Here is a 22700-nt window from a genome sequence, read left to right as displayed (position 1 = left end):
CGGGCACTGCGCCCGTCCCCGTGACCACGGGAGCCACGATGAACGACCAGCCGCGCGAGGAGAAGGCCCCGGAGGGGGCCGACCACCCGACCGTCGAGCAGCCCACGGCCCACGCCGCGGCCGACCATCCCACCACGCAGCAGCCGGTGACGCCCGCCGCACAAGGTGAGGCGGCCACCCCGGCCCAGCCCGCCGCGCAGGGTGAGTCGGCCGCGCCCGCTCAGCCCGCGGCCACCGACGCCGCCGGCACCACGGCCCTGCCGAACGCCGCCCAGGCGGCCGACCAGACCGCCGTCCACGGCCAGCAGCCGCCGCCCGCCGGCACCACGGCCCTGCCGAACGCCGCCCAGGGAGCCGACCAGACCGCCGCGCACGGCCAGCAGCCCCCGCCCGCCGCCGTGCACACCCCGCAGCTCTCCCAGCCCGGCCCCGGCCAGGCCTACGGCGCCTGGGGCCCGCCCCAAACGGCCCCACGGCAGCCCGGCGGCTTCCGGCGGTTCGTCGGCCACCGCGCCACGCAGCTCGTCGCGGTCGGCGTCCTGGGCCTGCTGGTCGGCGGCGGCATCGTCGGCGGGATCGCCGCTGCGACGTCCCACGGCGGCGGCCCTCGAGGCGACCGTCCCGGCATCCACCGCCAGTACAACGGCCCCAACCAGGGCCCGGACGGCCGTGGCTTCCCCAACCGCGGCGGCGGCAACTCCGGCAACTCGGGCAATTCCGGCTCCGGCAACGGCATCTGACCGCTGTGGTCTGAGCCACCCGCACCTCGCTCAGATCACGGAAGCATCACGGGCGAGGTACGGTGTCCGGGATGCGAAGCGCCTCCGCAGAACTCCCCAAGGCCGCCCCTGCGCTGTGGGCGGCCGTTCCCCTTGCCCGCTCGTGGGCCTTGCCGGCGGGGGCCGCGGCGGCTTCCGCGCTGATGTTCGCCCTGGTCAGCAGCCATCTCATCGATGACACGTACATCACGCTGTCCTACGCGAAGAACCTCGCCTTCCACGCCCACTGGGGCCTGATCGAACAGGGGACGGCGAACACCGCGACGTCTCCGCTGAACGTCCTGGCACTCGCCGCGGTCACGTTCTTCGTCCGCGACGCCGTGCTGGCCGCCGGGATCGTGTTCGTGGCCGCGCAGGTGCTGCTCGTCCTCGGCCTGCGCCGGCTGGGCGAGCGCACCGGCCTGCCGGCGGCGTTCGCGCCGGTGACGTTCGCGTTGCTGCTGGTCAACCCGCTGCTGCTGTCGTCGGTCGGGCTGGAGGTCGCGCTCGGGGCCACCGGCGTCGTCTGGACGCTCGTCTACGCGGGCGAGCGCAAGGCGGGCCGCCTCGGCGTCGTGATCGGGCTGCTCGCGCTCGTCCGGATCGACCTGCTGCTGTTCGCGGTGGTGCTGTTCGCGGCCCGGCGCGAGTTCTGGACCGGGATCTGGCGCACGGCGTTCGCCGCTCTCGCGGTGACGCTGCCGTGGTTCGGGTTCAGCTGGATCGTCCTCGGCTCGGCCGTGCCGGACACGCTCGTCATCAAGATCAGCCAGCAGTCGTGGGGGCCGTTCAACTTCACGAACGGCCCGCTCCTGTACTGGCGGAACTTCCCGGCCGAGGCCGCGCTGTCGTTCCTGGCCCTGCCGCTCGCCGCCCTGGTGGGCGTGGTCTGGCTCGTCCAGTTCCGCCGCGGCTCCGAGACCGCCCGCCGCCTGACGCCGTTCGCGGCGCTGGCCGTCGCCGGCGCGCTGCACTACCTGGCGTACAGCCGACTCGGCGTGCCGCCGTACCACTGGTACTACGGGCCGAGCATCATCGGCGCGACGATCTTCCTGGCGGCGTGCGCGTGCGCGGTGCCGGAACGCGTCCGCCGCGGAACCTGGACGCTGGTCGGCGGCGTCCTCGTGGTGAGTCTCGTGGTCTACGCGCTGCCGGGCCTGCCGCGCCAGTTCGCGCCGATCACCAGCAACCACGCCTCGACGACGGAGTACCGCGAGATCGGCCAGGAGCTGGCCTCGATCGTCCACGGCCGAACCGTGGAGACGGCGGGCGAGATCGGCGCGCTGGCGTACGCGTGCGACTGCGAGCTGGTCGACGAGTTCTCCGACCGCGGCGCGGTCGACCCGGCGATCACCGAGACGAAGCGCCGCAGCGGCGACCTCGGGCGCGCGCTGCTGGAGGCCAACTTCCACAACTTCGACCACAGCGTGGCCCCGATCAGCCCGGACCTGGTCCTGGCGACGACCCGGCAGGCCCCGCCCCCGGCGGCGCTGGCCAGCTGGCGGATCGACTCACCGTGGGTGGGCGTCCAGAACCTGTACCTGGTGCCGGCTCACGCGGCGGGCAGCTGATCCCGGCCGCGGAACATCCGGTTCATCGTCCCCTCGCGTGCCAGCAGCACCTGCGTGACCACCTGCAGCACCACGAAGCTCCCGATCGACAACGCCGTGTCGAGCCCCGGCACCACGTCCACCGGCAGCGTGTACGCCATCGCGATGCTCCCCGCGCTGTGCACGAGCCCGCCGACGCCCCACACGACCGTCAGTACCCACCAGACCCGCCGGAACGACGGCGTGTCCGCCCAGCGGGCCTCCAGCGTCGAAGCCCGGCCCGGCAGCAGCGCCAGCGTCGCCTGGTAGGTCGTCGGGCGGTGGCCGACGCGCAGGCTCGCCAGCATCCACACCCCGATCAGCACGCTGAACCACGCGCCGCGGACCAGTTGCAGCCGCGCGTCGCCGGTCAGCACGGACGTCAGGAACCCGAGCGCCACGATGGCCAGCACGAACACGCCCATGCCGTCGAGCCGCCGGTACCGCGCCGCCAGGTACAGCACCCGCAGCGCCGGGGGCAGGCCGCTCAGCGTCAGCGCCCAGACCGGCGCGACGTCGAACGCCCGCAGCGCGTAGTAGCCGCCGACCGGGGCGATGATGTCGCAAAGCAGTGTGCCGAGCATGCCTTCGAGCATTCGCGACCGGCGCCGTCCGGACCATCGTCGAACCGGCTCTCACGCATCAACCGTCCGGTGGATGCCCATCCGCTGCCGCGTGACCTTCACCCCGGCCACCACGGTCACGACGGTCAGCGCGGTCTCGAGGAACGGGACGACGTCGACCGGCAGCGTGAAGGCCATCGTCACGACGGCCCCGGCGAGCACGACGCAGCCGGCGCCCCACCAGAGCGTCACCGAACGCCACCGCTGCCGGAAGGCCGCGGACAGGCCCCACAGCTGTTCCAGCTCGGCGGCGCGGGCGGGCTGGAAGGTGCAGGCCGCCCGGAACAGGAGCGGGCGACGTCCGACGAGCAGGCTCCCCAGCAGCACCACGCCGAGCGGCAGCGTGATCCAGGCGCTGCGGACGAGCAGCAGCCGGGCGTCGCCGGAGAACACCGCCACCGCGCAGTTGATCAGCAGGACGGTCAGCACGAACGCGCTGACCGGGTCGATCCGCCGGTGCCGGGCCAGGACGTACCCGGTTCGCAGCACCGGCGGCACAGCGCCGACCAGCAGCGCCCACAACGCGTCGACGCCGAAGGAGCGCAGGACGTAGTACAGGGCCATCGGGAGCGCGACGTCGCGCAGGAGCATCGTGAACCCGGCGCGTTTGCTGTTCGTGGTCGTCATGGTGACAGTCTGTTTCGACCGTCGGACGATCACATCGGCGTGCGGATCGGCCTCGGATGGAACTCCGGGTCAACCCCCGGGTGGATACCTCAGACCGGGAGCTTGCGGAAGATCGGCCGCGGGACGTGCCGCAGCACCGACATCACCAGGCGGAACGGCGCCGGCGCCCAGATCAGGTCCTTGCCCGCGCGGGCGGCCGCCACGGCCTGCTCGGCGACCTGGTCGGCGTTCTGGGTCAGCGGAGCGTCCTTGAGGCCGTCGGTCATCTTCGTCCGGACCTGGCCCGAGCGGACAACCGTCACCTTCACGCCGTGCGGCTTGAGGGCCTCGCCGAGGCCCAGGTAGAAGCCGTCGAAACCGGCCTTGGTCGAGCCGTAGACGAAGTTGGACCGCCGGACGCGCTCGCCGGCCACCGACGACAGCGCGATCACCGTGCCGTGGCCCTGGGCCTTGAGCTTCTCCGACAGCGCGACGCCGACGGACACCGCGGCGGTGTAGTTCACCGTCGCCGCCTCGACCGCCTTCGCGTGGTCCTGCCACAGCTCCTCGGGGTCGCCGAGCAGGCCGAACGCCACGACCGCGACGTCGACGTCGCCGCCCTCGAACGCCTTGTCCAGCACGCCGGGGTGCGACGCCAGGTCCTTCGCGTCGAAGTCGACGGTCGCGACCTCGGCGCCCTTGTCCTTGAGGCGCTGCGCGGCGGCGTCGAGCCGAGGCGACGGCCGGGCCGCGAGCACGACCCGCAGCGGCTTCTCGGCCAGGTACTTCTCGGCGATCGCCAGCGCGATGTCGGACGTGCCGCCGAGCAGCAGCAGGGACTGGGGGTTGCCAACAGCGTCGATCACAGCTCGAGCCTCCGGCTCATGTCAGAGGCGAAAACGCCTTCGGGGTCAACGGCGGCGCGCACCTTGCGCCACTCTTCGAGGCGCGGGTACATCTTCGCGAACGTCTCGGGCGAGGTGCGCGAGTCCTTCGCGGTGTACAGCCGCCCGCCCAGCTCGAGGACGTCGTCGTCGAGCTCCTGGCAGAACCGGCCCAAGCCTGCCTTGATCGGGAAGTCGACGCAGACCATCCAGCCGGGGTGCGGGAACGACAGCGGCGCCGCGTTGCCCTCACCCATCCGCTTGAAGACGTTGAGGAAGGACACGTGGCCCGACTCGGCGATTTTCTTGACGATCTTCCGCAGGGGCTCGTGCGCGTTGAGCGGCGTCGAGAACTGGTACTGCAGGAAGCCCTTCGAGCCGTACGCCCGGTTCCACTCGCCGAACATGTCCAGCGGGTGGTAGAAGGCGGTCAGGTTCTGGACGACGCCACGGGCGTCCTTCGGCGTCTTGCGGTAGTAGAGCTCACCGATCGTGCCGAAGGTCAGCTTGTTCGCCAGGCCGTTCGGGAAGACGTCCGGCAGCGTCGCGAGCTGCGGGGCGTCGAACTTCAGCGGGTCCGCGCGCAGCTTCGGGGGCAGCTCGTCCAGCTTGGCGAGCGAGCCGCGGCCGAAGGCGGCGCGGCCCAGCTTCGAGCCGGTGGAGATCGTGTCGAACCACGCCGACGAGTACGTGTAGTTGTCGTCGGAGCCGTTGCTGACCAGCTCGAGCGTCTCGTCGAGGTTGTTCGTGCGCTCGTTGTCGGCGAGGAAGTACGCCGTCTCGGTCTTGGTCATCCGGATCGTGGCCCGGGTGATGATCCCGGTCAGGCCGATGCCGGCGACGGTCGCCCAGAACAGCTCGGCGTCCGGGCCCGACGGCGTCAGCGTGCGGATCTTGCCGTCCGCGGTGATGAGGTCCATCGACACGACGTGGTTGCCGAAGCTGCCCGCGCTGTGGTGGTTCTTGCCGTGGATGTCGTTGGCGATCGCGCCGCCGATGGTCACCTGGCGCGTGCCGGGCAGCACCGGGACCCACAGGCCGTACGGCAGCGCCTCGCGCATCAGCTGGTCGAGGCTCACGCCGGCGTCGAGCTCGACGAGCGCGCTGTCCGGGTCGATCGAGTGGATCCGGTTCAGCGCGGTCATGTCGACGACGAGGCCGCCGGCGTTCTGCGCCGGGTCGCCGTAGGAGCGGCCGAGGCCGCGGGCGATGACACCGCGCTCACCGGCCTGGGCCACCGCACGGGCGATGACCTCGACGTCCGCGGTGCTCAGCACGTCGGCGGTGGTCGGTGCGGTCCGCGCCCAGCCCGTGAGCGTGCGACGCTGTATCTCGGGGGATCGGGTCACCCGACCAGGGTAGCCACGCCGAAGGACGCCCGGAACGTGACCCTGAAGTGCTCGCTTCTACACTTTGCGCATCAAGGCACAAGCGCCCGCGCGGGTGACCATGACTCAGGCAACGAGGTAATGCAGTGGTGGCGACCGATCCGCAAGCCGACATGGCAGCTGCTCAGCCGTCCTCGATCGGACTGGTGGGGCAGCTCATCCGCTTCGCCCTGATCGGTGGCTTCTGCGCCCTGGTCGACCTGGGCACGTACACGCTGCTGACCCAGGTGGCCGGGATGGCCACTTCACCGTGGGTCGACGTCGCCCGCGCTATCAGTTTCATCGTGGGCACCACCACGGCGTTCTTCCTGAACCGCAAGTTCACCTTTTCGGGTGGGCGGCGCGACGGGAAGGCGCAGGTCGGCTCGTTCGTCCTGCTGTACACCGTGACGTTCTTCGTCGCGGTCGGGGTGAACCAGCTCATGCTGCAGGTGCTGCCGGAGTCCGCGTGGCAGCACACACTGTGCTGGGCCGTGTCGCAGGCGACTGCCACGGTGATCAATTTCGTGATGCTCAAGTGGGTCGTCTTCCGCGAACCGTCGACTGAGGAGAACTGAGGAACTCAATGCCCGGTAAAACAGCAACCCCGGCGCCGACCACCGAAGCCGGCGCGGCCGCCGAGACGCGGTTCACCGAGCACACTCCGCAGGGTCGCCTGACGGCGCAGCGCGGGCTCTACGCCGGCCCCGCGCCGATCGTGAGCAAGGACCTCTACGCCGAGCTCGAGTGGGGCTCGGCCGTGCGGGAACGTGCGGTGATCACCATCGAGCCCGCCTCCAAGGTGTCGGGCAACACGTACTTCGGCCGGTTCCCGGCCAGCTACTGGCAGCGCTGGTCGACGGTATCCGAGGTCTCGGTCGAGGCCGTCGTCACCGGCACGGGCCTGCTGTCGATGGGCGCGTCGGACGTCGAGGGCGAGCCCCGCGTGGTCGCCGCCGAGCAGGTCGCGGACGTCAAGCAGGCGAAGGTGACGCTGACCGCGCAGCTGGACAAGTTCTACGACGGCGGCGCGCTCTGGCTGGACCTCGAGACCGAGGGTGGCCAGACGCTGCGGGTCGAGCAGGTCCGCTGGACGGTCGAGGCCCCGGAGAAGATCCGCCCGACCGCGGTGACCATCTGCACGATGAACCGCGCCGACGACTGCCTGAAGAACCTGCAGGCGCTGGCCGCGGACGTGTCGTCGCTGGACACCCTGGACGCGATCTACGTCGCCGACCAGGGCACCGACCTCGTCGAGTCCCGTGACGGGTTCGAGCAGGTCGCGAAGGACCTCGCCGACAAGCTGCACTACATCAAGCAGCCGAACCTCGGTGGCGCCGGCGGCTTCACCCGTGGCCTCTTCGAGGTGGCCGGGCACACCGCGACCGAGCACGCGAACGTCCTGTTCATGGACGACGACGTGCTGCTGGAGCCGGACCTGGTGATCCGGATGACGGCGTTCTCCAACCGCGCCGCCAACCCGATCATCGTCGGCGGCCAGATGCTCAACCTGTTCCACCCGAACCAGCTGCACGTCGGCGCCGAGTACGCCCGGCTCAACACGCTCGAGCCCGGCCAGCCGGTCGAGCACTCCCTCACGACGGCCGACCTGCTCGGCGTCGACGAGGAGACCCTGAAGCCGAACCGCCAGGAGCGTCGCCTCGACGCCGGCTACAACGGCTGGTGGAGCTGCCTGATCCCCTACGAGGTCGTCCAGGCCACGGGCTACCCGATGCCGTTCTTCTTCCAGTGGGACGACGCGGAGTACTCCTACCGCGCCCGCGCGCACGGCTTCCCGACGGTGACGCTGCCGGGTGCGGGCGTGTGGCACGCGGACTTCCACATGAAGGACTGGGACGAGTGGCACCGGTACTTCAACCTGCGCAACTCGATCATCACCGCGGCGCTGCACTCGCCGTTCAACCTCAACCTGCTGTCGCGCGTCCTGCTCGCGCAGCTGGTGCGCTACCTGCTGGGCATGCAGTACGGCCTGTCGGCCACGCTGATCAAGGCCGTCGAGGACTTTCTCGAGGGCCCGGAGATCCTGCGTGACGGCGGTGTCGAGGCGATGAAGGAGATCCGCCGCATCCGCGACCAGTACCCGGAGACCAAGCGCCACAAGGCGACCGACGTCCCGGGCATCGCGTCGAACGACATCGGCATCATCAACAGCGCCCCGCGGCCCAGCATGCAGCGCCTGGTCCTGATCAAGCGCGTGCTGGACCGAGTCCTCGGCCGCAGCCGCTTCGGCCTCGGCGCGGTCCCGATCGACGAGGCGAACTGGTGGCACATCGCCCTGTTCGACACGGCGGTCGTGACGGACGCGAACCAGGAAGGTGTCCGCGTCCGCTCGTACGACAAGGTCAAGATGTTCGACCTGGCCAAGCGCGGCGCCAAGGTGGTCCAGCGCCTGCGCAAGGAAGGCGCGGCGGTGCAGGAGCAGTACAAGCGCGCCATGCCGGAGCTCACGTCGCGTGAGAACTGGAAGCGGCTGTACAAGCTCTGAGTCTTCGGTGGTCGGGGGCCGTCTCACGCTCGTCGTGAGGCGGCCTTCGCCTGTTTTGAATCAGCGCTGTCAGCCGTGCATGCCGAACACCGTGCTCTTCCGGGTCAGGTCGTCGACGTACGCGGCGGCCACGTGGGCGAAGTTGATCGCGACCTCCGAGTGGTCCTTGGTGGTCACCGTCTCGACCGCGCCGGACTTCACGAGCTGGGCGAGCCTGCCCGCCAGCTTGCCGGATCCTTCGGTCGTCAATGCGAACAGCAGGGGCTCCCCGCCGGTGGCGAGGTGCAGCACGAGTGCGGGTTTCGGGTCGGCCATGCGTCCATCGGACCAGCGGCGATCTTGCCTGGGCAAGCGGGTTCGCTGAGGGCGGATGGACTACCGTTTTCCCCAAGTCCGGAAGAACCCGCGGGGGGATGGAAGCGATGCCGCACTCGTTCTCGCTGTCACTGGCAGCGGTGGACATCCTGCTGGAGCAGCTCGGGCTCGGCCGCGCGCCGACGCCGTTCGAGGTCCCGCACGTCGGCACCACCGTCGAGCAGCGCGCGATGATCCGTGACGCCGTCGTCCGCGACCTGACCGGTCGCAACCTGTGGAGCCGCGGCCGGCTCGACGCGGATGCCGAGCTGGCGCTGGCCACGTTCGTCCGCGGCAGCGTGGTGATCAACGCGGCCGCCGAGCTGGGCGATCGCCACCTCTTCGCGCGCGTCGCGTCCGACGGCCAGTTCGCGGTGCTCGCCCGCCAGGACGAGAACCTGATCGTCTTCGAGGAGGTCCGCCCGACGGGCATCGTCCCGGCGATCGTCGACCTCCTCCCGCTGACCCCGGCGGCGCCCGGCCAGTCGGTCACCATCGCCCGCCCGGCGGAGAAGCCCCGCCACCAGCGCCGCGACGAGGCGTACGACCCGTTCGCGGGCGTGAGCGGCCCGCGCTCGACCAGCGGCGCCGGCGGCCCGCAGGTCCGCATGATCGAGCGGGTGTTCCAGGAGCCGAAGAAGCGCGTGGGCCAGTTCACGGCCCAGACCCGCGGCGGCACGTTCCCACCCCTGGCCTGGTTCGACACGGAGTCCGGCCGCTGGCTGATGTCGTCGCGCGCGGCCGCGGACGGCCAGCGCTGGATCACCTACGCCCCGGCCGACAACGCCCGCCTGGCCCAGCAGCTGTACGCACAGCTCGAAGGCCAGTTCTGAGGGAACCGCTCGTCGCGGCCCCGCGTCACAGCTGAAGATCGGTGAACGGCAGTTGCGCAGGGTGCCCGGCTAGTAGACTTCCGGGTGCACACGCACGGGCGAAGCGATTCGGGGTGGACAGCGATGTTGATAGCTGACGGTGGGGGCGGCGGCTCCTTCGCGGACGTCATGAACCTCGGTGCCATCCAGGGCGTCACGGCGGAGACCCAGAAGCTGGTCGACGCGGCCAAGGGCGGCGGCTTCAAGATCACCCCGGAGGGCGTCAAGCCGATCCGGGACGCGTTGAACGAGCTGGTCACCGACCTTCGTGGCCTGGATCAGACCACCTACACGCTCAACCAGTCGCCCCAGCTGGGCAATCACCCCTACGGGCACACGATCGCAGCGCACGACCAGAAAGGCGCGGCCCAGGCCGAGGGGTCCGCGAGCGTCGTGCTGGACAAGCTCCGCCAGGTGGCCGAGCAGGCCGACGAGGCCCTCGCCCGTGCCGCCGGCCTCTACAAGGAGACCGAGAACTCCGCGTTCGACAGCCTTCAGTCCAAGCCCTAGGGAACGATGAAACTCCTCGCACGCGCTGTCCTGCCCGTCGCCGCGGGTGCCTTCCTGCTGGCCGGTTGCACGAGCAGCCAGAACGGAACGGCCTCACCCGCGAACTCGGAGCCGCCCGCGCCGACGTCCGGCGAGTCGAGTTCGGCGGCCCCTGGCGGCGCCTCGACGGCCTCGCTCGAACCGTGCACCCTGCTGACCGCGGCTGACATCAGCTCGTACAGCACGTTCGGGGATGCCAAGGAGCAGAAGCTCGGCAAGGCGCGGGTCTGCGGCTACCTGAACAAGACCAGCACGGCCAGCGAGGAAAGCATGGGCATCAACGTCGCGATCCGCGACGACGCCCCGCTCGACTCGGTCGTTGACACCGGCGGCGGAGTCAAAGACCTCCAGGTGAACGGCCGTCCGGCCAAGGAGGCGTCGAGCCAGACGCCACTCGGCTGCACCGTGGCTCTCGGCGTCGGTGCCAACGCCCGGGTCGACGTGAACGTCACCTCGGTGCGAACCGTCGAGAAGGCTTGCCAGATCGCTGAGGAAGTGGCCGAGAAGGCCGTCGAGCCGAAGCTGCCCAAGGGGTAAGGGGACCCAGATGACGACGCGACAGGGACCGCCGCCGAAGACCGCGGACAAGACGCCCCAGGAAGTCCAGGACATGGCGCCCGCCGAGCGGGATGCCTACCTTCAGCAGAAGGCCGAAGAGGGCGTCGACCCCGGTAGCTGGTTGTTCGGGCCGGTCCAGCAGTGGATCGCCCAGGCCAACGCGAAGAACCAGTCCCAGGAGATGGGCGACAAGAACGTCGCCGACGCCACCAAGGGCCGTGACGTCGAGTACGTCCAGGGTCTGAACGCGTCGAACGCCGACTACAAGGGCACCGACCACAAGCAGCTCCAGGCGTTCCTGGAAAGCAACCTCGACGTCGAGCAGGTCTCCAGCGTTTCGACCGCGTACCACCAGGTCCACCAGGTCTTCGACAAGTTCGCGACGTCGATGAACACCGCCGTGAACGCCTCGAAGGGCACCTGGGAAGGCAGCGCGGCGGAGAACGCGCAGCAGTACTTCACCAGCCTCGGCAAGTGGTCGGACGCCAACTCGCAGAACGCGAAGCTGGCCTCTGAGACCATCTACGACCAGGGTCAGGCCGCCTCCACGGCGAAGAACTCCATGCCGGCCCCCATCCCGTTCTCCTGGGGTGACGAGTTCAAGTCCTGGGCGACGTCGAACCCGTTCAGCCTGCCGGACAACGTCGACAAGTCCATCCAGAAGCAGAAGGACAGCCAGGCGGCGCACGACCAGGCCGCCGGCGTCATGTCGACCTACGACAAGAACCTCTACGAGGCCGCGTCGAAGCAGCCCGCCTTCGCGCCGCCGCCCAGCTTCAGCACCGGTGGCGGCAGCGGTGACCCCAACGGTGGCGACGACAAGGGCGGCATCAACACCCCGTCCAGCGTGAACATGCCGGGCTCCGGCACGGGGAACCCGACGGGCAGCAACAACTTCACCACCGGCAACGTCCCCGGCCCGAACATCACGCCGCACATCTCCGGTCCCGGCTCGACGACCGGCGCGGGCCTGCTCCCGGCCGGCAGCACCACCACGCCCTCCGGCTTCACGCCGGGTGCGATCCCGGGTGGTGGGTCGACATCGAACCCGAACCAGTCCCTCGGCGGCATGCCCCCGATGAGCCCGATGCCCATGGGCGGCGGCATGAACTTCGGGGGCGACGAGGCCTACAACTCCAAGGTCGGCGGCGGTGGCGGCCGCGGGGCCGGCGGTGGCTTCGGCCCCGGCGGCTCCGGCGGTGCGAACGCGACCGGCGCGGGCTCGGCGTCGGGTGCGGCCCGGCCGGGTGGCATCGGTGCGGCCGAAGCGGCCGCGGGACGCGGGATGGGCGGCCTCGGCGCGGGCGGCGCGGCCGGTCGCGGCAGCGGCATGGGTGGCGGCGGCATGGGCCGCGGCCAGAAGGGCGAGGGTGACGAGGACACCGAGCACTCGCGTCCGACATACCTGGTCGAGGGTGACCCCGACGAGGTCTTCGGCACCGACCTGCGCACCGCCCCGCCGGTCATCGGCGAATAGACGGACGAACGAAAAGGGCCCCCGCCGGGAAGCGGGGGCCCTTTTCGGTGAAACCTCAGTAGCGGTAGAACTTCTCCGCCCGGCCCTGCCGCACCAGCTTCAGCCACTGCAGGAACGCCTTCGGGTCACGCTTCACGCCCACGAAGTACAGTCCGAACCGGACGATCTCCAGCGCGCCGATCTTGCGCATTCCCGGCTGGGACAACAGGTATCCGCGGTTGCGGTACGTGTAGTACCGCTTGACCTCGTTCTCCGGGTCCTGCGCGTGGAACTTGCCGCCCAGCATCGGCTTGAACTCGTCGGAGCCGTCCGGGTGCAGGTACTTCGTCTTCAGCGACGTGCCGAACGACAGGCCCGACCGCACCAGCCGGCGGTGCAGCTCGACCTCGTCGCCGCGGAAGAACAGGCGCAGGTCCGGCACGCCGACGACGTCCAAAGTGGACGCTCGGAACAGCGCGCCGTTCATCAGGGACGCGATGCCGGGCAGGAAGTCCACGCCCAGCTCGGACTGCGACCGCTTCCACGTCAGGCCGCGGCGCAGCGGGAACGCCAGCTTGTCCGGCGCGTCGATGTTGGACACCACCGGCGAAATCTCCGCCAGGTTCCGCTTGTCCGCCTCTTCCAGCAGGATCGCCAGCACGTTCTCGTCGGCCGGGCGGCCGTCGTCGTCGGCCAGCCAGACCCAGTCCGCGCCCAGCGACAGCGCGTGCAGCATGCCCAGCGCGAACCCGCCCGCGCCACCGAGGTTGCGGTGCGACGGCAGGTACGTGTGCGGCAGCGGGTAGTTCTCGACGACCTCGCGAGCGGAGTCGTCCGGGCCGTTGTCCACCACGACGAGGTGGTCGACCGGGCGGGTCTGGGCCGCGATGATCTTCAGCGAGTCCGCGAGCAGCTCCCGCCGGTGCCGCGTGACGACCACGCCGACGACCGCGCCGTCGGGCAGCTGCCGGGTCTCGCTGGTCATCATTCCCCGCCGTTCGTCGTCGCCGCCGGCTCGACGCCGAAGCGCGCCAAGGTCTCCTGGCTCATGTTCTCGAAGGGGTCGCGCCCCTTGTACGAGGTGAGGACGTCTCGCAGCGAACCCTGTTGCTTGAGATGACCTTCGTCCATCCAGATGGCCGAGTCGCACAGCTCGAACAGGAACTCGTCCGAGTGGCTGGCGAACACCAGGATGCCGGAGCGCTTCACCAGGTCCTTGAGCCGGTCGCGCGCCTTGTTGAGGAACGCCGCGTCGACCGCGCCGATGCCCTCGTCGAGGATCAGGATCTCCGGGTCGATCGAGGTGACGACGCCCAGCGCGAGCCGCACCCGCATACCGGTGGAGTACGTCCGCAGCGGCATCTGCAGGTAGTCGCCGAGCTCGGTGAACTCGGCGATGTCGTCGACCCGCTTCTCCATCTCCTTGGCGGTCATGCCGAGGAAGAGGCCGCGGATGATGATGTTCTCTTCGCCGGAGATCTCCGGGTCCATGCCGATGCCGAGGTCGAAGACCGGCGCGATCTTGCCCTGGATCCGCGACGAGCCGCGGGTCGGCTCGTAGATGCCCGCGAGCAGCCGCAGCAGCGTGGACTTGCCGGCGCCGTTGTGCCCGACCAGGCCGACCCGGTCGCCTTCGCGGAGGTTCAGGGTCACGTCGTGCAGGGCCTCGATGATCGGCACCTTGGACTCGGTGCCGATCTTGCCACCGACCTTGCCCAGGACGCGCTTCTTCATCGACCGCGTCTTCGCGTCGAAGATCGGGAAGTCGACGTACGCGTTGTGAACGTCAATGGAAACCATGTGTCACACCCAATAGGAGACGCGGGCACGGTAGTTGCGCATCGCGACGAGCGCGAGCGCCCACCCGACGACGGTGATGCAGCCGACCACGATCCAGTTCTCCGCGGAGAAGTCCTGGCCCAGCAGCGGCGCGCGCACCACCTGCATGAAGTGGTACAGCGGGTTCGCCTTGACGATCGGCAGGATCCACGAGATCTCCGACCGCTGGCCGCCGGCCAGCAGCTGGTCCACCGGCCAGACGATCGGGGTGCCGTAGAACAGCAGCTGGATCAGCGAGTTGATGACCTGCGGGATGTCGCGGAAGCGGGTCGAGATGATGCCGAACAGCAGCGTCACCCAGGCGGCGTTGATCGCGAGGAGGAGGAAGCCGGGGATGGCCAGCAGGATGGTCCAGCTGAGGCCCGGGTGGCAGATGCCGCCCACCTGGCACGCGCCGTTGCTCACGGAGTACGGGTTGCTGAGCGCGTTGAAGAAGATCACCAGCACGACGACGTAGACGATCATGTTGTGCGCCAGCAGCAGCGTCTGCCGCCACACGGTCCGCAGCATGTACACGCTCAACGGCGCCGGGAGCTGCTTGATCATCCCCTCGTTGGCGATGAACGTCTCCATGCCCTCGGACAGGCAGCCGCTGATGAAGCCCCAGATGATGAACCCGGTGGAGATGTAGGGCAGGAACACCTCGACGGGCACCTTGAACAGCTGTGAGTACAGCAGCCCGAGCCCGAGCGCGATGACCGCCTGGCTGATCGTGATCCAGAAGGGCCCGATCACGGACCGGCGGTAGCGCTGCTTGATGTCCTGCCAGCCGAGGTGACCCCACAGCTCGCGGGCTCGGAAACCGGCCTTGATGTCGGCGAAGGCTCGCGCGAACGTCTTGCTGTCCGACGTCGGGGGTGCCGACGTCGCTACGGGTGAGTCCGCGGCCTGAACCGTGCTGGTGGCATGCACGTGGACGAGGGTACCGATGGGATGAGCGGCGTCCGGGCCACCCCGCCCGTGTGGTAGAGGTTAGGGACCGCTACGCGGTGGGGTGTGTCCTGCGTGCTGGTACTTTCTCGGCTTATGACTGCTGCTCTCGGCGCGGCGAGCCTGATGGTCAACCTGCTCGCGGCCTACGCCGACCGGCCGGACCCCCGTTCGGTGGCCGTCGTCGGAAACCAGCCGCTCCCGCCCGACCCCCAGCGGGCGAAGGCGATCGACGCGTGCGACCTCGTGATCCGCGTCAACGGCTTCGTCGTCGACAAGCCGGGCGAGGAGGTCGTCGGCTCCCGGACGCACGTCGTGGTGTTCAACCGGGCGATCCGGGCGACCCCGTACGTCTTCCAGGACTACCGCAAGCGGCTCTACCTGCTGGTCGAGCCCGGCCGGATGCACTGGGAGCCGGAGGACGTGCCGGGCTGGTGGCCCGCCGACCTCGGCGCGGTCCCGGTGTCGAACCGCGAGGTCGTGCTGCCGCTCTCGGACGCGCTGGGCCTGCCGACCCGCGACGAACCGACGTGGTCGACCACCGGCACGCTGGCCGCCTGGGTCGCGCGGACGTCGTTCCCTACCGCCCAGCTCGTGCTCACCGGGTTCTCGTTCATCGACAACCCGGACCAGACGTCGTGGGAGCACGCCGCCGGTGACTCCTGCATCGTCGGCCCGGAGCACCAGATCGCCGCCGAAGGGCGGTTGCTGGACTCCTGGACCAAGACCGGTGACACCACCCTCCTGCGCTAGACGCGCGTCCCCACCCACGTAAGGACCCACTCATGGCAGTGCAGAAACTCGGCAGAGGCCTCGTCGACCGGATCGCCCGGCTCATCGACTTCCGGGTCGACGACCGCACGCGCAGCCTGGCGGAGCGCATCAACAACCTCGAGCACGCCACGGCCGACCACCGGCGCCGGCTGGACAACGCCGAGCAGAGCCTCGAGCAGGCCCGCGGCGACCTGCGCTGGACCCGCGCCGAGCTCGACCGCCTGATCCCGCACGTGGCCGCGCAGGAGGGCCGCCTGGAGACGCTGCGCGAGTCGATTTCGCTGGTGCCCAAGAGCGACAGTGGGCAAAACGCCGAGGCCCGCACGCTGATCGAGGAGATCCAGCGCCAGCACGCCCAGATCCGCGTCCGGCTCGCCGGCATCTCCCGCTACGAGGACCGGCTGCGCCGGCTCGAGGACCGGGTCGACGAGCCCGTCAGCCAGTAGCTTGCGCGCCAGGGAAGCCACCGAAGCGGACGCCGAGCTGCTGCTGGGCTGGCGTAACGACCCGCGGACGCGGCAGTCGTCGCGCTCGACGGCCGTGGTGGCCCTGGACGAGCACCTCGCGTGGCTGCGCGGGGTGCTCGCGGACCCGGACCGGCTGCTGCTGGTCGTGGAGCACGAGGACGCGGCGGCCGGCACCGTCCGGTTCGACCGCCAGGGCGGCGACGGCTGGGAGGTCAGCATCACCCTCGCGCCGGAGCACCGCGGCCGTGGCCTGTCCGGCGCGGTGCTCGCCGAGGGAGAGCGGGCGGCCCGTGAGCGCCTCGGCGTCCGGGTCATCTTGGCCGCTGTCCACCAGGACAACGCCGCTTCGGCGAAGCTGTTCGACCACGCCGGCTACGCCGAAGCCGCGCCTGCCGTCAGCGGCTTCCGGCAGCTGCGCAAGACTCTGAGCTGACCCGCAGTCCACCCCGGGGAGGCACCATGCACGACATCCGGTTCGGCGCGCACACGATCGGCCCCGGCCACGCGCCGTTCGTCATCGCCGAGATGTCCGGCAACCACAACGGCGACCTCGATCGGGCACTGGCGATCATCGACGCCATCGCGGAAACCGGCGCGCAGGCGGTCAAGCTGCAGACCTACCGCCCGGACACGATCACCATCGACGTCGACACCCCGGCGTTCCGGATCGGGGACTCGCATTCCCTGTGGGGCGGGGAAAATCTGTACAAACTGTACGAAAAGGCGCACACGCCTTGGGAATGGCACGCCCCGCTCTTCGAACGCGCTCGCGCTCGCGGGCTGGAGATCTTCTCCAGCCCCTTCGACCCGACCGCGGTCGAGCTGCTGGAGTCCCTCGACGCGCCGGCGTACAAGATCGCGTCGTCCGAGATCGTCGACCTGCCGCTGATCGACCTGTGCGCTCGCACGGGCAAGCCGCTCGTCATCTCGACCGGCATGGCGAACGTCGCCGAGATCGACGCCGCGGTGCGCACCGCGCGCAACGCGGGCAACGACCAGCTGATCGTGCTCGGCTGCACGGCGAGCTACCCGGCGTCGCCGACCGAGAGCAACCTGCGCGGGCTGCCACTGCTGGCCGGCCTCACGCAGACGCTGGTGGGCCTCTCCGACCACACCCCGGGCATCGGGGCGCCGGTCGCGGCCGTCGCGCTCGGCGCGGTGGCCATCGAGAAGCACGTCACGCTCGCCCGGGCCGACGGCGGCGTCGACTCCGAGTTCTCGCTGGAGCCGTCGGAGCTGGCCGCCCTGGTCACCGAGACGCACCGGGCCTGGGAGGCGCTGGGGCAGGCCGTGCTGGGCCCGCGCGAGAGCGAGAAGGAGGGCCTGCGGCTGCGCCGGTCCCTCTACGTCGTCGAGGACGTGCGTGCGGGCGACGAGGTGACGCCGGCGAACGTCCGGTCGATCCGGCCCGCCGGTGGTCTGGCCCCGGGGGAGATCACGACCGTGGTGGGGCGCACCTTCCGCGTCGACGCCGCGAAGGGCACGCCCCTGACCTGGGACCTGATCTAGCCGAAGAACCCGCGCACGGCGTCGACAACGCGGTCGACGTCGGCGTCGGTCAGCGACGGGAAGAGCGGCAGCGAAAGCTCCTGCTCGTAGTACGCCTCGGCGTTCGGGCAGAGCCCGCGCCGGTAGCCGAGGTCCTCGAACACCGGGTGCCAGTACGCCGGGACGTAGTTCACCTGGACGCCGATGCCGACCCCGCGCAGGTGCTCGAACAGCGCCTTGCGGCGGCCTTCGAGGACCCGCAGCGGGTAGAGGTGCCACACCGGGTCGGCACCCGGGCGGCTCGGCGGCGTCGCCACGCCGTCGACGTCGGCCAGGGCCGCGCTGTAGCGGGCGTGGATCTCGGCGCGGCGCTTCTTGAACTCCGCGAGCCGGGTCAGCTGGCTGCTGCCGAGCGCGCAGAGGACGTCCGGCAGGCGGTAGTTCAGGCCGAACTCGTGCACCTCCTGGTGCCAGCCGCCCTCGTCCGGGTAGCGCTGCTCGGCGCGGTCGCGGACCAGGCCGTGGTTGCGGAACTTCCGCGCCCGGTCGAGCAGACCCGCGTCCGGCGTGACGACAGCGCCGCCTTCGGCCGTCGTGAGGTTCTTGGTCGGGAAGAACGAGAACGTCGTCAGGTCGGCGATCGAGCCCACCGGACGGCCCTGCCAGGAGCCGCCGACGGAGTGCGCCGCGTCCTCCAGGAGCAGCGCGCCCGCGTTGTGCGCGATCTCGCCCAGCGCGTCCAGCTCGGCCGGGTGCCCGGCGTAGTCGACGGCGGCGACGACCTTGGTGCGGTCGGTCACCGCGGCCTTCGCTGCTTCGACGGCCAGGTTGCCGGTGTCCGCCTCGACGTCCGCGAAGACCACCTTCGCGCCGTGCAGGGCGGCGGTCGCGGCGGTGGCGACGAACGTCATCGGCGACGCGACGACCTCGTCACCCGGCTTGAGCGCGGCCGCCGCGTAGGCGACGTGCAAGGCAGCCGTGCCCGACGTGACGGCCACCGCCGGTGTCCCGCCGGTGTGCGCCGCGAGGTCGTTCTCGAACTGCTGGACCGCGGGCCCGGTGGTCAGCCAGTCGCCGCGCAGCACGCTGACGACGGCCTGGATGTCCTCTTCGCTGATGGACTGGCGTCCGTAGGGGAGGAAGTCAGGCATGCTGCTCGACCAGTTCGCGCAGCTCCTCGCCGTTCAGCCAGAGGTCGTTGGTGTCCGAGCGGTAGGCGGAGCCCTCCGGCATCGGCGTGCCGTCCGCCGGCGGCTGGAAGCCCCAGCCGGCGAGGTGCGGCTGCACGACGTAGCGGTCCTTGAGCTGGACCGTCCGGCGCGCGTCGTCCGGCGCGATCATCTCTTCGTGCAGCTTCTCGCCCGGGCGGATGCCGACCTCGTGCATCTCGCTGCCCGGCGCGATCGCCTGGGCCAGGTCGACCAGCCGCATGCTCGGGATCCGCGGCACGTACAGCTCGCCGCCGTGCATCTGGTCGAACGAGTCGACGACGAACCGCACGGCCTGGGGGAGCGTGATCCAGAAGCGGGTCATGTCCTTGTGCGTGATCGGCAGCGACTCGCCCTGCTCGGCCAGCTTGCGGAAGAACGGGATGACGCTGCCGCGCGAACCCATCACGTTGCCGTAGCGGACCACGGAGAAGCGCGTCACGTGCGCGGCCGCGTAGTGGTTGCCGCTGATGAACATCCGGTCGGCGCACAGCTTGGTGGCGCCGTAGAGGTTGATCGGGCTGGACGCCTTGTCGGTCGACAGCGCGACGACCTTCTTGACGCCGGTGTCGATCGCGGCCTCGATCACGTTCTGCGAGCCCATGACGTTGGTCTGGACGAATTCGAACGGGTTGTACTCACCGGTGTCGACCTGCTTGAGCGCGGCGGCGTGCACGACGTAGTCGACGCCGTGCATGGCGCGCTCGAGCCGGCGCCGGTCGCGGATGTCGCCGATGAACCAGCGCAGGCGCGGGTCGTCGTTGAACAACTGCCGGGCTTCGTACTGCTTCAGCTCGTCGCGGGAGAGCACGACCAGCCGGCTCGGGTTCAGTTCGGCGAGCGCGTGCGCGATGAACGCCTTGCCGAAGGAACCGGTCCCGCCGGTGAGCAGGATGCTGGAGCCATCCAGCTCGGACATCGTTGACCTCCGCGTTTCGGTGACTGTGGCCGTCGGCCATCATGTCACCCATGCGTGCAGCACCCGTGGTCAACGCCGTCATCCAGGCCCGGTCGTCGTCGACCAGGCTCCCCGGCAAGGTGCTGCGCCCGCTCGGCGGCCGCAGCGTGCTGGGCTGGGTCGTCCGGGCCGCGGCGGCCGCGCCCGGCGTCGACCAGGTGGTCGTCGCGACGTCTTCGGACGCTTCGGACGACGAGGTCGCTTTTGAAGCCGCCCGCTGCGGCGCCGAGGTGGTCCGAGGCCCGCTCGACGACGTCCTCGACCGCTTCGGCGTGGCACTGCGCGAGCACCCCGCCGACGCCGTGATCAGGCTCACCGCCGACTGCCCGCTGCTGGACCCGGCGCTGATCGGCCAGCTCGCGGCGCTGTGGCGGGCCCAGCCGTCGCTGGACTACGTGAGCACGACGCTGGTCCGGACGCTGCCGCGCGGGTTCGACGCCGAGCTCGTGCGGGCCGCCGTGCTCGTCGAGCAGGTTTCGTCCGCCACCGGCGCGGACCGCGAGCACGTGACCTCGGGCATCTACTCGCAGCCGGCGCGCTACTCGTGCACCGGGATCGTGGTGAGCCCGGCGTCCGAAGACCTGCGCGTGACGCTCGACACCGTCGAGGACTGGGAGCTGCTGTCGGCGGTCGTGGCCGAGCTGGGTGACGGCGTCGGCGACTGGCGGGCGGTGGTCGCGCTGCTGCGGTCGCGGCCGGACCTGGTGGCGCTGAACGCGGACGTCGAGCAGAAGAAGGTCGGTTCGTGAGGCTGCTCCTGCGCGCGGACTCGTCGGCATCGATCGGCGCCGGGCACGTCTCACGGGCGGTCGCCTACGCCGAGCGGGCGGTGGCGCGGGGCTGGAAGGTGGCGTTTTCGGGTCAGGTCGAGAACGCGGAGTGGCTCGCCGCGCGCTTCGACGAGCTGGGCGTCGAGCGCGTGCCCTTCGACCCCGCCGGGTTCGACGCGGTGCTCGTCGACCACTACCGCCTCGGTGACCTGCGGAAAGAGGTCAACGCGGCGGGCGCCCTGCTCGTCTCGATCGAGGACGACGTGTTCGGGCGCCGGCCCGCGGACATCGTCGTGGACTCGGGCTTCGCGCCCGCTCCCCGGCCCGACGACGGCTCGGACGTACTGCTGCGGGGGATCGCGTACGCACCGCTTCGGGACGTCGTGCGGTCCACGCGCCGGGTGCCTTCCGAACCGCCGCCGCACGTCACCGTGGCCTTGGGCGGCGCCGCCCAGTGGGCGCCGACGGTCGGGCTGCTGCTTCGCGCGCTTCGCGACACGGAACTGCCGTTCGTGGCGGACGTGCTGGTGCGCGGCGAACACTCGTTGCCCGACCTGCTGCCGGGCCAGTCGATCCGCTTCGCGGCGCCGAGTCCCGCGCTGCTGGAGCTGTTCGCGACGACCGACGTCGCGGTGAGCGCGTCCGGAGTGACGTTCGTGGAGCTGTGCTGCCTCGGCGTCCCGACGGCGGCGGTACAGCTGGTGGACAACCAGGAAGCGGGCTACCGGGCCGCGCTGGAGCTCGGCCTGGCGGCCGGGCTCGGCCACGCGGACTCCCTGGCCGACCGGCTGCCGTCGGTGACGGAAGTCCTGCGTTCACTGCTGTCCGACCCGGCCCTCCGGCAGCGGTTGTCGGCGACGGCGTCGTCCACAGTGGATGGTCTCGGCGTGGATCGGGTGCTGGATCGCCTCGAATCGAGGACCGGATCTGTCCGCGATCCCTCCTATCGTTGAAGCATGACGATCACCCCGTTCCGCATCGACATCCCGCAGGCAGCTCTCGACGACCTCCGCGCGCGCCTGGCGAACACGCGCTGGCCCGACCAGCCCGCCGACACCGGCTGGCGGCTCGGAGCGCCGGTCGACTACGTGCGCGAGCTGGCCGAGTACTGGCGGACGGGCTTCGACTGGCGGGCGCAGGAGGAGCGCATCAACGCGTTCCCCCAGTTCACGACGACGATCGACGGCACGAAGGTGCACTTCCTGCACGTGGTTTCCCCGGAGCCGGCCGCGACGCCGGTGCTGCTGACGCACGGCTGGCCGGGCTCGATCGTCGAGTTCCTGGACGTCATCGGCCCGCTGACGGACCCGCGCGCGTATGGAGGTGACCCGGCTTCGGCGTTGACGGTGGTGGTCCCGTCGATCCCAGGCTACGGCTTCTCGGGCCCGACCCCGACGTCCGACTGGGGCCCGGACCGCGTGGCGCGCGCGTTCGCCTTGTTGATGACCCAGCTCGGGTACGAGAGGTTCGGAGCCCACGGCGGCGACTGGGGCGCGATCATCTCGCGCGAGCTGGCGACCCAGTTCCCGGAGCGGCTGCTGGGGATCCACGTGACGATGCTGGCATCGGCGGTGGCGCGGACACCGGCGGACCTCGCCGGCCTGCCGGACCAGGAGCTCGGCCGCCGGTCGCTGGAGAAGGGCCAGGCGTTCTCGGCATCCGGAACGGGCTACGCGATCATCCAGGCGACCAAGCCGCAAACGCTTGCGTACGGCCTGCACGATTCCCCGGCCGGCCAGCTGGCCTGGATCGCGGAGAAGTTCCGCTCGTTCTCGAACACGACAGAGGACCTGATCGACCGCGACGACCTGCTGGCGGACGTGTCGATCTACTGGTTCACAGAGACGGCCAACTCATCGGCGCGGCTGTACGCGGCCCTGACGGGAGGCTGGGGAGCCCCGCCGGCATCGAACACGGTCCCGACGGGGGTGGCGGTCTTCCCGGACGACATCGGCCTCCCGATCCGGGAGCTGGCGGAGCGAACGGACAAGATCGTGCGCTGGACGGAGTTCCCGCGAGGAGGCCACTTCCCGGCGCTGGAGGAACCGGACGCCCTGATCGGCGACATCCGCACGTTCTTCAGCGAGCTGTAGTTATCCACAGGGGTTGTCCACATCCCCTCCGGTCTGTGGACAACCCCGGAT

At 70.4% G+C, this 22700-nt stretch carries 25 protein-coding genes; 15 read left to right on the top strand and 10 right to left on the bottom strand.

The window, feature by feature from the left end; genetic code table 11:
- Nucleotides 1-38: 38 nt before the first annotated feature.
- Nucleotides 39-740, top strand: coding sequence for a hypothetical protein (locus ACZ7PG_RS16620; RefSeq protein WP_470239910.1), 702 nt, complete (start codon nucleotides 39-41; stop codon nucleotides 738-740).
- 71 nt (nucleotides 741-811) lie between these two features.
- Entirely contained in the window at nucleotides 812-2329 is a 1518-nt protein-coding gene (locus ACZ7PG_RS16615) for a hypothetical protein (RefSeq protein WP_470239909.1), read from the top strand.
- On the opposite strand, the gene ACZ7PG_RS16610 is transcribed toward ACZ7PG_RS16615, so the two are convergent.
- From ACZ7PG_RS16610 to ACZ7PG_RS16595, 4 genes are all read right to left on the bottom strand, one after another.
- Nucleotides 2311-2931, bottom strand: a complete 621-nt coding sequence (locus tag ACZ7PG_RS16610) for a VC0807 family protein (protein WP_470239908.1) — start codon at nucleotides 2929-2931, stop codon at nucleotides 2311-2313. The genes ACZ7PG_RS16615 and ACZ7PG_RS16610 overlap by 19 nt on opposite strands.
- 51 nt (nucleotides 2932-2982) lie before the next feature.
- On the bottom strand, nucleotides 2983-3597 hold the full coding sequence (locus ACZ7PG_RS16605; protein WP_470239907.1) for a VC0807 family protein: 615 nt from the start codon (nucleotides 3595-3597) through the stop codon (nucleotides 2983-2985).
- Between the two features lie 89 nt (nucleotides 3598-3686).
- The gene (locus ACZ7PG_RS16600) at nucleotides 3687-4442 is read right to left on the bottom strand and encodes a decaprenylphospho-beta-D-erythro-pentofuranosid-2-ulose 2-reductase (RefSeq protein ID WP_470239906.1); all 756 of its coding nucleotides are present in this window, start codon (nucleotides 4440-4442) and stop codon (nucleotides 3687-3689) included.
- Nucleotides 4439-5809, bottom strand: coding sequence for an FAD-binding oxidoreductase (locus ACZ7PG_RS16595; RefSeq protein ID WP_470239905.1), 1371 nt, complete (start codon nucleotides 5807-5809; stop codon nucleotides 4439-4441). Before ACZ7PG_RS16595 ends, ACZ7PG_RS16600 begins: the two co-directional genes overlap by 4 nt.
- 125 nt (nucleotides 5810-5934) lie before the next feature.
- Here ACZ7PG_RS16595 and ACZ7PG_RS16590 point away from each other — a divergent pair, with 125 nt between their 5' ends.
- Both ACZ7PG_RS16590 and ACZ7PG_RS16585 read left to right on the top strand, forming a co-directional pair.
- Nucleotides 5935-6405 (top strand): GtrA family protein, encoded by a 471-nt coding sequence (locus ACZ7PG_RS16590; RefSeq protein WP_470239904.1) that lies wholly within the window; start codon nucleotides 5935-5937, stop codon nucleotides 6403-6405.
- Between the two features lie 8 nt (nucleotides 6406-6413).
- Nucleotides 6414-8333, top strand: coding sequence for a glycosyltransferase (locus ACZ7PG_RS16585; protein WP_470239903.1), 1920 nt, complete (start codon nucleotides 6414-6416; stop codon nucleotides 8331-8333).
- 69 nt (nucleotides 8334-8402) lie between these two features.
- Here the strand turns inward: ACZ7PG_RS16585 and ACZ7PG_RS16580 are convergent, their stop codons facing one another.
- Nucleotides 8403-8648, bottom strand: a complete 246-nt coding sequence (locus ACZ7PG_RS16580) for a hypothetical protein (RefSeq protein WP_470239902.1) — start codon at nucleotides 8646-8648, stop codon at nucleotides 8403-8405.
- A gap of 107 nt (nucleotides 8649-8755) precedes the next feature.
- On the opposite strand from ACZ7PG_RS16580, the gene ACZ7PG_RS16575 reads away from it, so the two are divergent.
- The 4 genes from ACZ7PG_RS16575 (at nucleotide 8756) to ACZ7PG_RS16560 (ending at nucleotide 12143) form a co-directional block, all read left to right on the top strand.
- Nucleotides 8756-9520 (top strand): ESX secretion-associated protein EspG, encoded by a 765-nt coding sequence (locus tag ACZ7PG_RS16575; RefSeq protein ID WP_470239901.1) that lies wholly within the window; start codon nucleotides 8756-8758, stop codon nucleotides 9518-9520.
- 123 nt (nucleotides 9521-9643) lie between these two features.
- A complete protein-coding gene (locus ACZ7PG_RS16570) occupies nucleotides 9644-10069 on the top strand; it encodes a hypothetical protein (RefSeq protein WP_470239900.1) in 426 nt (141 codons plus the stop codon).
- A gap of 6 nt (nucleotides 10070-10075) precedes the next feature.
- The gene (locus tag ACZ7PG_RS16565; protein ID WP_470239899.1) at nucleotides 10076-10645 is read left to right on the top strand and encodes a DUF3558 domain-containing protein; all 570 of its coding nucleotides are present in this window, start codon (nucleotides 10076-10078) and stop codon (nucleotides 10643-10645) included.
- A gap of 10 nt (nucleotides 10646-10655) precedes the next feature.
- Nucleotides 10656-12143, top strand: a complete 1488-nt coding sequence (locus tag ACZ7PG_RS16560) for a hypothetical protein (RefSeq protein ID WP_470239898.1) — start codon at nucleotides 10656-10658, stop codon at nucleotides 12141-12143.
- 55 nt (nucleotides 12144-12198) lie between these two features.
- Here ACZ7PG_RS16560 and glfT1 read toward each other — a convergent pair whose 3' ends face one another.
- The 3 genes from glfT1 to wzm are packed head-to-tail and all read right to left on the bottom strand — an operon-like array spanning nucleotide 12199 to nucleotide 14873.
- Nucleotides 12199-13107: a galactofuranosyltransferase GlfT1 gene (gene glfT1, locus ACZ7PG_RS16555; RefSeq protein WP_470239897.1), complete on the bottom strand. Its 909-nt coding sequence runs from the start codon at nucleotides 13105-13107 to the stop codon at nucleotides 12199-12201.
- Nucleotides 13107-13922, bottom strand: a complete 816-nt coding sequence (gene wzt / locus ACZ7PG_RS16550; protein WP_470239896.1) for a galactan export ABC transporter ATP-binding subunit Wzt/RfbE — start codon at nucleotides 13920-13922, stop codon at nucleotides 13107-13109. Before wzt ends, glfT1 begins: the two co-directional genes overlap by 1 nt.
- A 3-nt stretch (nucleotides 13923-13925) precedes the next feature.
- On the bottom strand, nucleotides 13926-14873 hold the full coding sequence (wzm, locus tag ACZ7PG_RS16545) for a galactan export ABC transporter permease subunit Wzm/RfbD (protein ID WP_470239895.1): 948 nt from the start codon (nucleotides 14871-14873) through the stop codon (nucleotides 13926-13928).
- A gap of 144 nt (nucleotides 14874-15017) precedes the next feature.
- Between wzm and ACZ7PG_RS16540 the strand changes: the two genes are divergently transcribed.
- The 4 genes from ACZ7PG_RS16540 to pseI are packed head-to-tail and all read left to right on the top strand — an operon-like array spanning nucleotide 15018 to nucleotide 17641.
- Complete coding sequence (locus ACZ7PG_RS16540) at nucleotides 15018-15644, top strand: glycosyltransferase family 29 protein (protein ID WP_360667407.1); 627 nt, start codon at nucleotides 15018-15020, stop codon at nucleotides 15642-15644.
- Between the two features lie 32 nt (nucleotides 15645-15676).
- Nucleotides 15677-16111 (top strand): hypothetical protein, encoded by a 435-nt coding sequence (locus ACZ7PG_RS16535; RefSeq protein ID WP_470239894.1) that lies wholly within the window; start codon nucleotides 15677-15679, stop codon nucleotides 16109-16111.
- 1 nt (nucleotide 16112) lies between these two features.
- Nucleotides 16113-16565, top strand: a complete 453-nt coding sequence (locus tag ACZ7PG_RS16530; protein ID WP_470239893.1) for a GNAT family N-acetyltransferase — start codon at nucleotides 16113-16115, stop codon at nucleotides 16563-16565.
- A gap of 26 nt (nucleotides 16566-16591) precedes the next feature.
- Entirely contained in the window at nucleotides 16592-17641 is a 1050-nt protein-coding gene (gene pseI, locus ACZ7PG_RS16525) for a pseudaminic acid synthase (protein ID WP_470239892.1), read from the top strand.
- On the opposite strand, the gene ACZ7PG_RS16520 is transcribed toward pseI, so the two are convergent.
- A complete protein-coding gene (locus ACZ7PG_RS16520; protein ID WP_470239891.1) occupies nucleotides 17638-18771 on the bottom strand; it encodes a DegT/DnrJ/EryC1/StrS family aminotransferase in 1134 nt (377 codons plus the stop codon). The two genes, pseI and ACZ7PG_RS16520, sit on opposite strands and share 4 nt — an antisense overlap.
- Nucleotides 18764-19747 carry a UDP-N-acetylglucosamine 4,6-dehydratase (inverting) gene (pseB, locus tag ACZ7PG_RS16515; RefSeq protein WP_470239890.1) on the bottom strand — a complete coding sequence of 328 codons (984 nt, stop codon included), beginning with the start codon at nucleotides 19745-19747 and terminating at the stop codon, nucleotides 18764-18766. The genes ACZ7PG_RS16520 and pseB overlap by 8 nt, the downstream gene beginning before the upstream one ends.
- Nucleotides 19748-19788: 41 nt before the next feature.
- Here pseB and ACZ7PG_RS16510 point away from each other — a divergent pair, with 41 nt between their 5' ends.
- Genes ACZ7PG_RS16510 through ACZ7PG_RS16500 form a run of 3 tightly spaced genes read left to right on the top strand, consistent with a single transcriptional unit; the run spans nucleotide 19789 to nucleotide 22649 of the window.
- On the top strand, nucleotides 19789-20535 hold the full coding sequence (locus ACZ7PG_RS16510) for a cytidylyltransferase domain-containing protein (protein ID WP_470239889.1): 747 nt from the start codon (nucleotides 19789-19791) through the stop codon (nucleotides 20533-20535).
- Nucleotides 20532-21509 carry a spore coat protein gene (locus tag ACZ7PG_RS16505; RefSeq protein ID WP_470239888.1) on the top strand — a complete coding sequence of 326 codons (978 nt, stop codon included), beginning with the start codon at nucleotides 20532-20534 and terminating at the stop codon, nucleotides 21507-21509. Before ACZ7PG_RS16510 ends, ACZ7PG_RS16505 begins: the two co-directional genes overlap by 4 nt.
- Nucleotides 21510-21512: 3 nt before the next feature.
- Nucleotides 21513-22649: an epoxide hydrolase family protein gene (locus ACZ7PG_RS16500; RefSeq protein WP_470239887.1), complete on the top strand. Its 1137-nt coding sequence runs from the start codon at nucleotides 21513-21515 to the stop codon at nucleotides 22647-22649.
- Nucleotides 22650-22700 lie beyond the last annotated feature (51 nt).

The sequence above is a fragment of the Amycolatopsis sp. NPDC114504 genome (assembly GCF_055633595.1).
This window is presented reverse-complemented; position numbering and strand designations above follow the sequence as displayed.

Excerpts from the sequence above, each read along its gene's own strand:
- ACZ7PG_RS16620 (WP_470239910.1), top strand. The coding sequence starts at position 39 with ATGAACGACCAGCCGCGCGAGGAGAAGGCCCCGGAGGGGGCCGACCAC.
- ACZ7PG_RS16615 (WP_470239909.1), top strand. The coding sequence starts at position 812 with ATGCGAAGCGCCTCCGCAGAACTCCCCAAGGCCGCCCCTGCGCTGTGG.
- ACZ7PG_RS16610 (WP_470239908.1), bottom strand. The coding sequence starts at position 2,931 with ATGCTCGGCACACTGCTTTGCGACATCATCGCCCCGGTCGGCGGCTAC.
- ACZ7PG_RS16605 (WP_470239907.1), bottom strand. The coding sequence starts at position 3,597 with ATGACGACCACGAACAGCAAACGCGCCGGGTTCACGATGCTCCTGCGC.
- ACZ7PG_RS16585 (WP_470239903.1), top strand. The coding sequence starts at position 6,414 with ATGCCCGGTAAAACAGCAACCCCGGCGCCGACCACCGAAGCCGGCGCG.
- ACZ7PG_RS16580 (WP_470239902.1), bottom strand. The coding sequence starts at position 8,648 with ATGGCCGACCCGAAACCCGCACTCGTGCTGCACCTCGCCACCGGCGGG.
- ACZ7PG_RS16575 (WP_470239901.1), top strand. The coding sequence starts at position 8,756 with ATGCCGCACTCGTTCTCGCTGTCACTGGCAGCGGTGGACATCCTGCTG.
- ACZ7PG_RS16570 (WP_470239900.1), top strand. The coding sequence starts at position 9,644 with ATGTTGATAGCTGACGGTGGGGGCGGCGGCTCCTTCGCGGACGTCATG.
- ACZ7PG_RS16565 (WP_470239899.1), top strand. The coding sequence starts at position 10,076 with ATGAAACTCCTCGCACGCGCTGTCCTGCCCGTCGCCGCGGGTGCCTTC.
- ACZ7PG_RS16560 (WP_470239898.1), top strand. The coding sequence starts at position 10,656 with ATGACGACGCGACAGGGACCGCCGCCGAAGACCGCGGACAAGACGCCC.
- glfT1 (WP_470239897.1), bottom strand. The coding sequence starts at position 13,107 with ATGACCAGCGAGACCCGGCAGCTGCCCGACGGCGCGGTCGTCGGCGTG.
- wzt (WP_470239896.1), bottom strand. The coding sequence starts at position 13,922 with ATGGTTTCCATTGACGTTCACAACGCGTACGTCGACTTCCCGATCTTC.
- ACZ7PG_RS16540 (WP_360667407.1), top strand. The coding sequence starts at position 15,018 with ATGGTCAACCTGCTCGCGGCCTACGCCGACCGGCCGGACCCCCGTTCG.
- ACZ7PG_RS16535 (WP_470239894.1), top strand. The coding sequence starts at position 15,677 with ATGGCAGTGCAGAAACTCGGCAGAGGCCTCGTCGACCGGATCGCCCGG.
- pseI (WP_470239892.1), top strand. The coding sequence starts at position 16,592 with ATGCACGACATCCGGTTCGGCGCGCACACGATCGGCCCCGGCCACGCG.
- ACZ7PG_RS16520 (WP_470239891.1), bottom strand. The coding sequence starts at position 18,771 with ATGCCTGACTTCCTCCCCTACGGACGCCAGTCCATCAGCGAAGAGGAC.
- pseB (WP_470239890.1), bottom strand. The coding sequence starts at position 19,747 with ATGTCCGAGCTGGATGGCTCCAGCATCCTGCTCACCGGCGGGACCGGT.
- ACZ7PG_RS16510 (WP_470239889.1), top strand. The coding sequence starts at position 19,789 with ATGTCACCCATGCGTGCAGCACCCGTGGTCAACGCCGTCATCCAGGCC.
- ACZ7PG_RS16500 (WP_470239887.1), top strand. The coding sequence starts at position 21,513 with ATGACGATCACCCCGTTCCGCATCGACATCCCGCAGGCAGCTCTCGAC.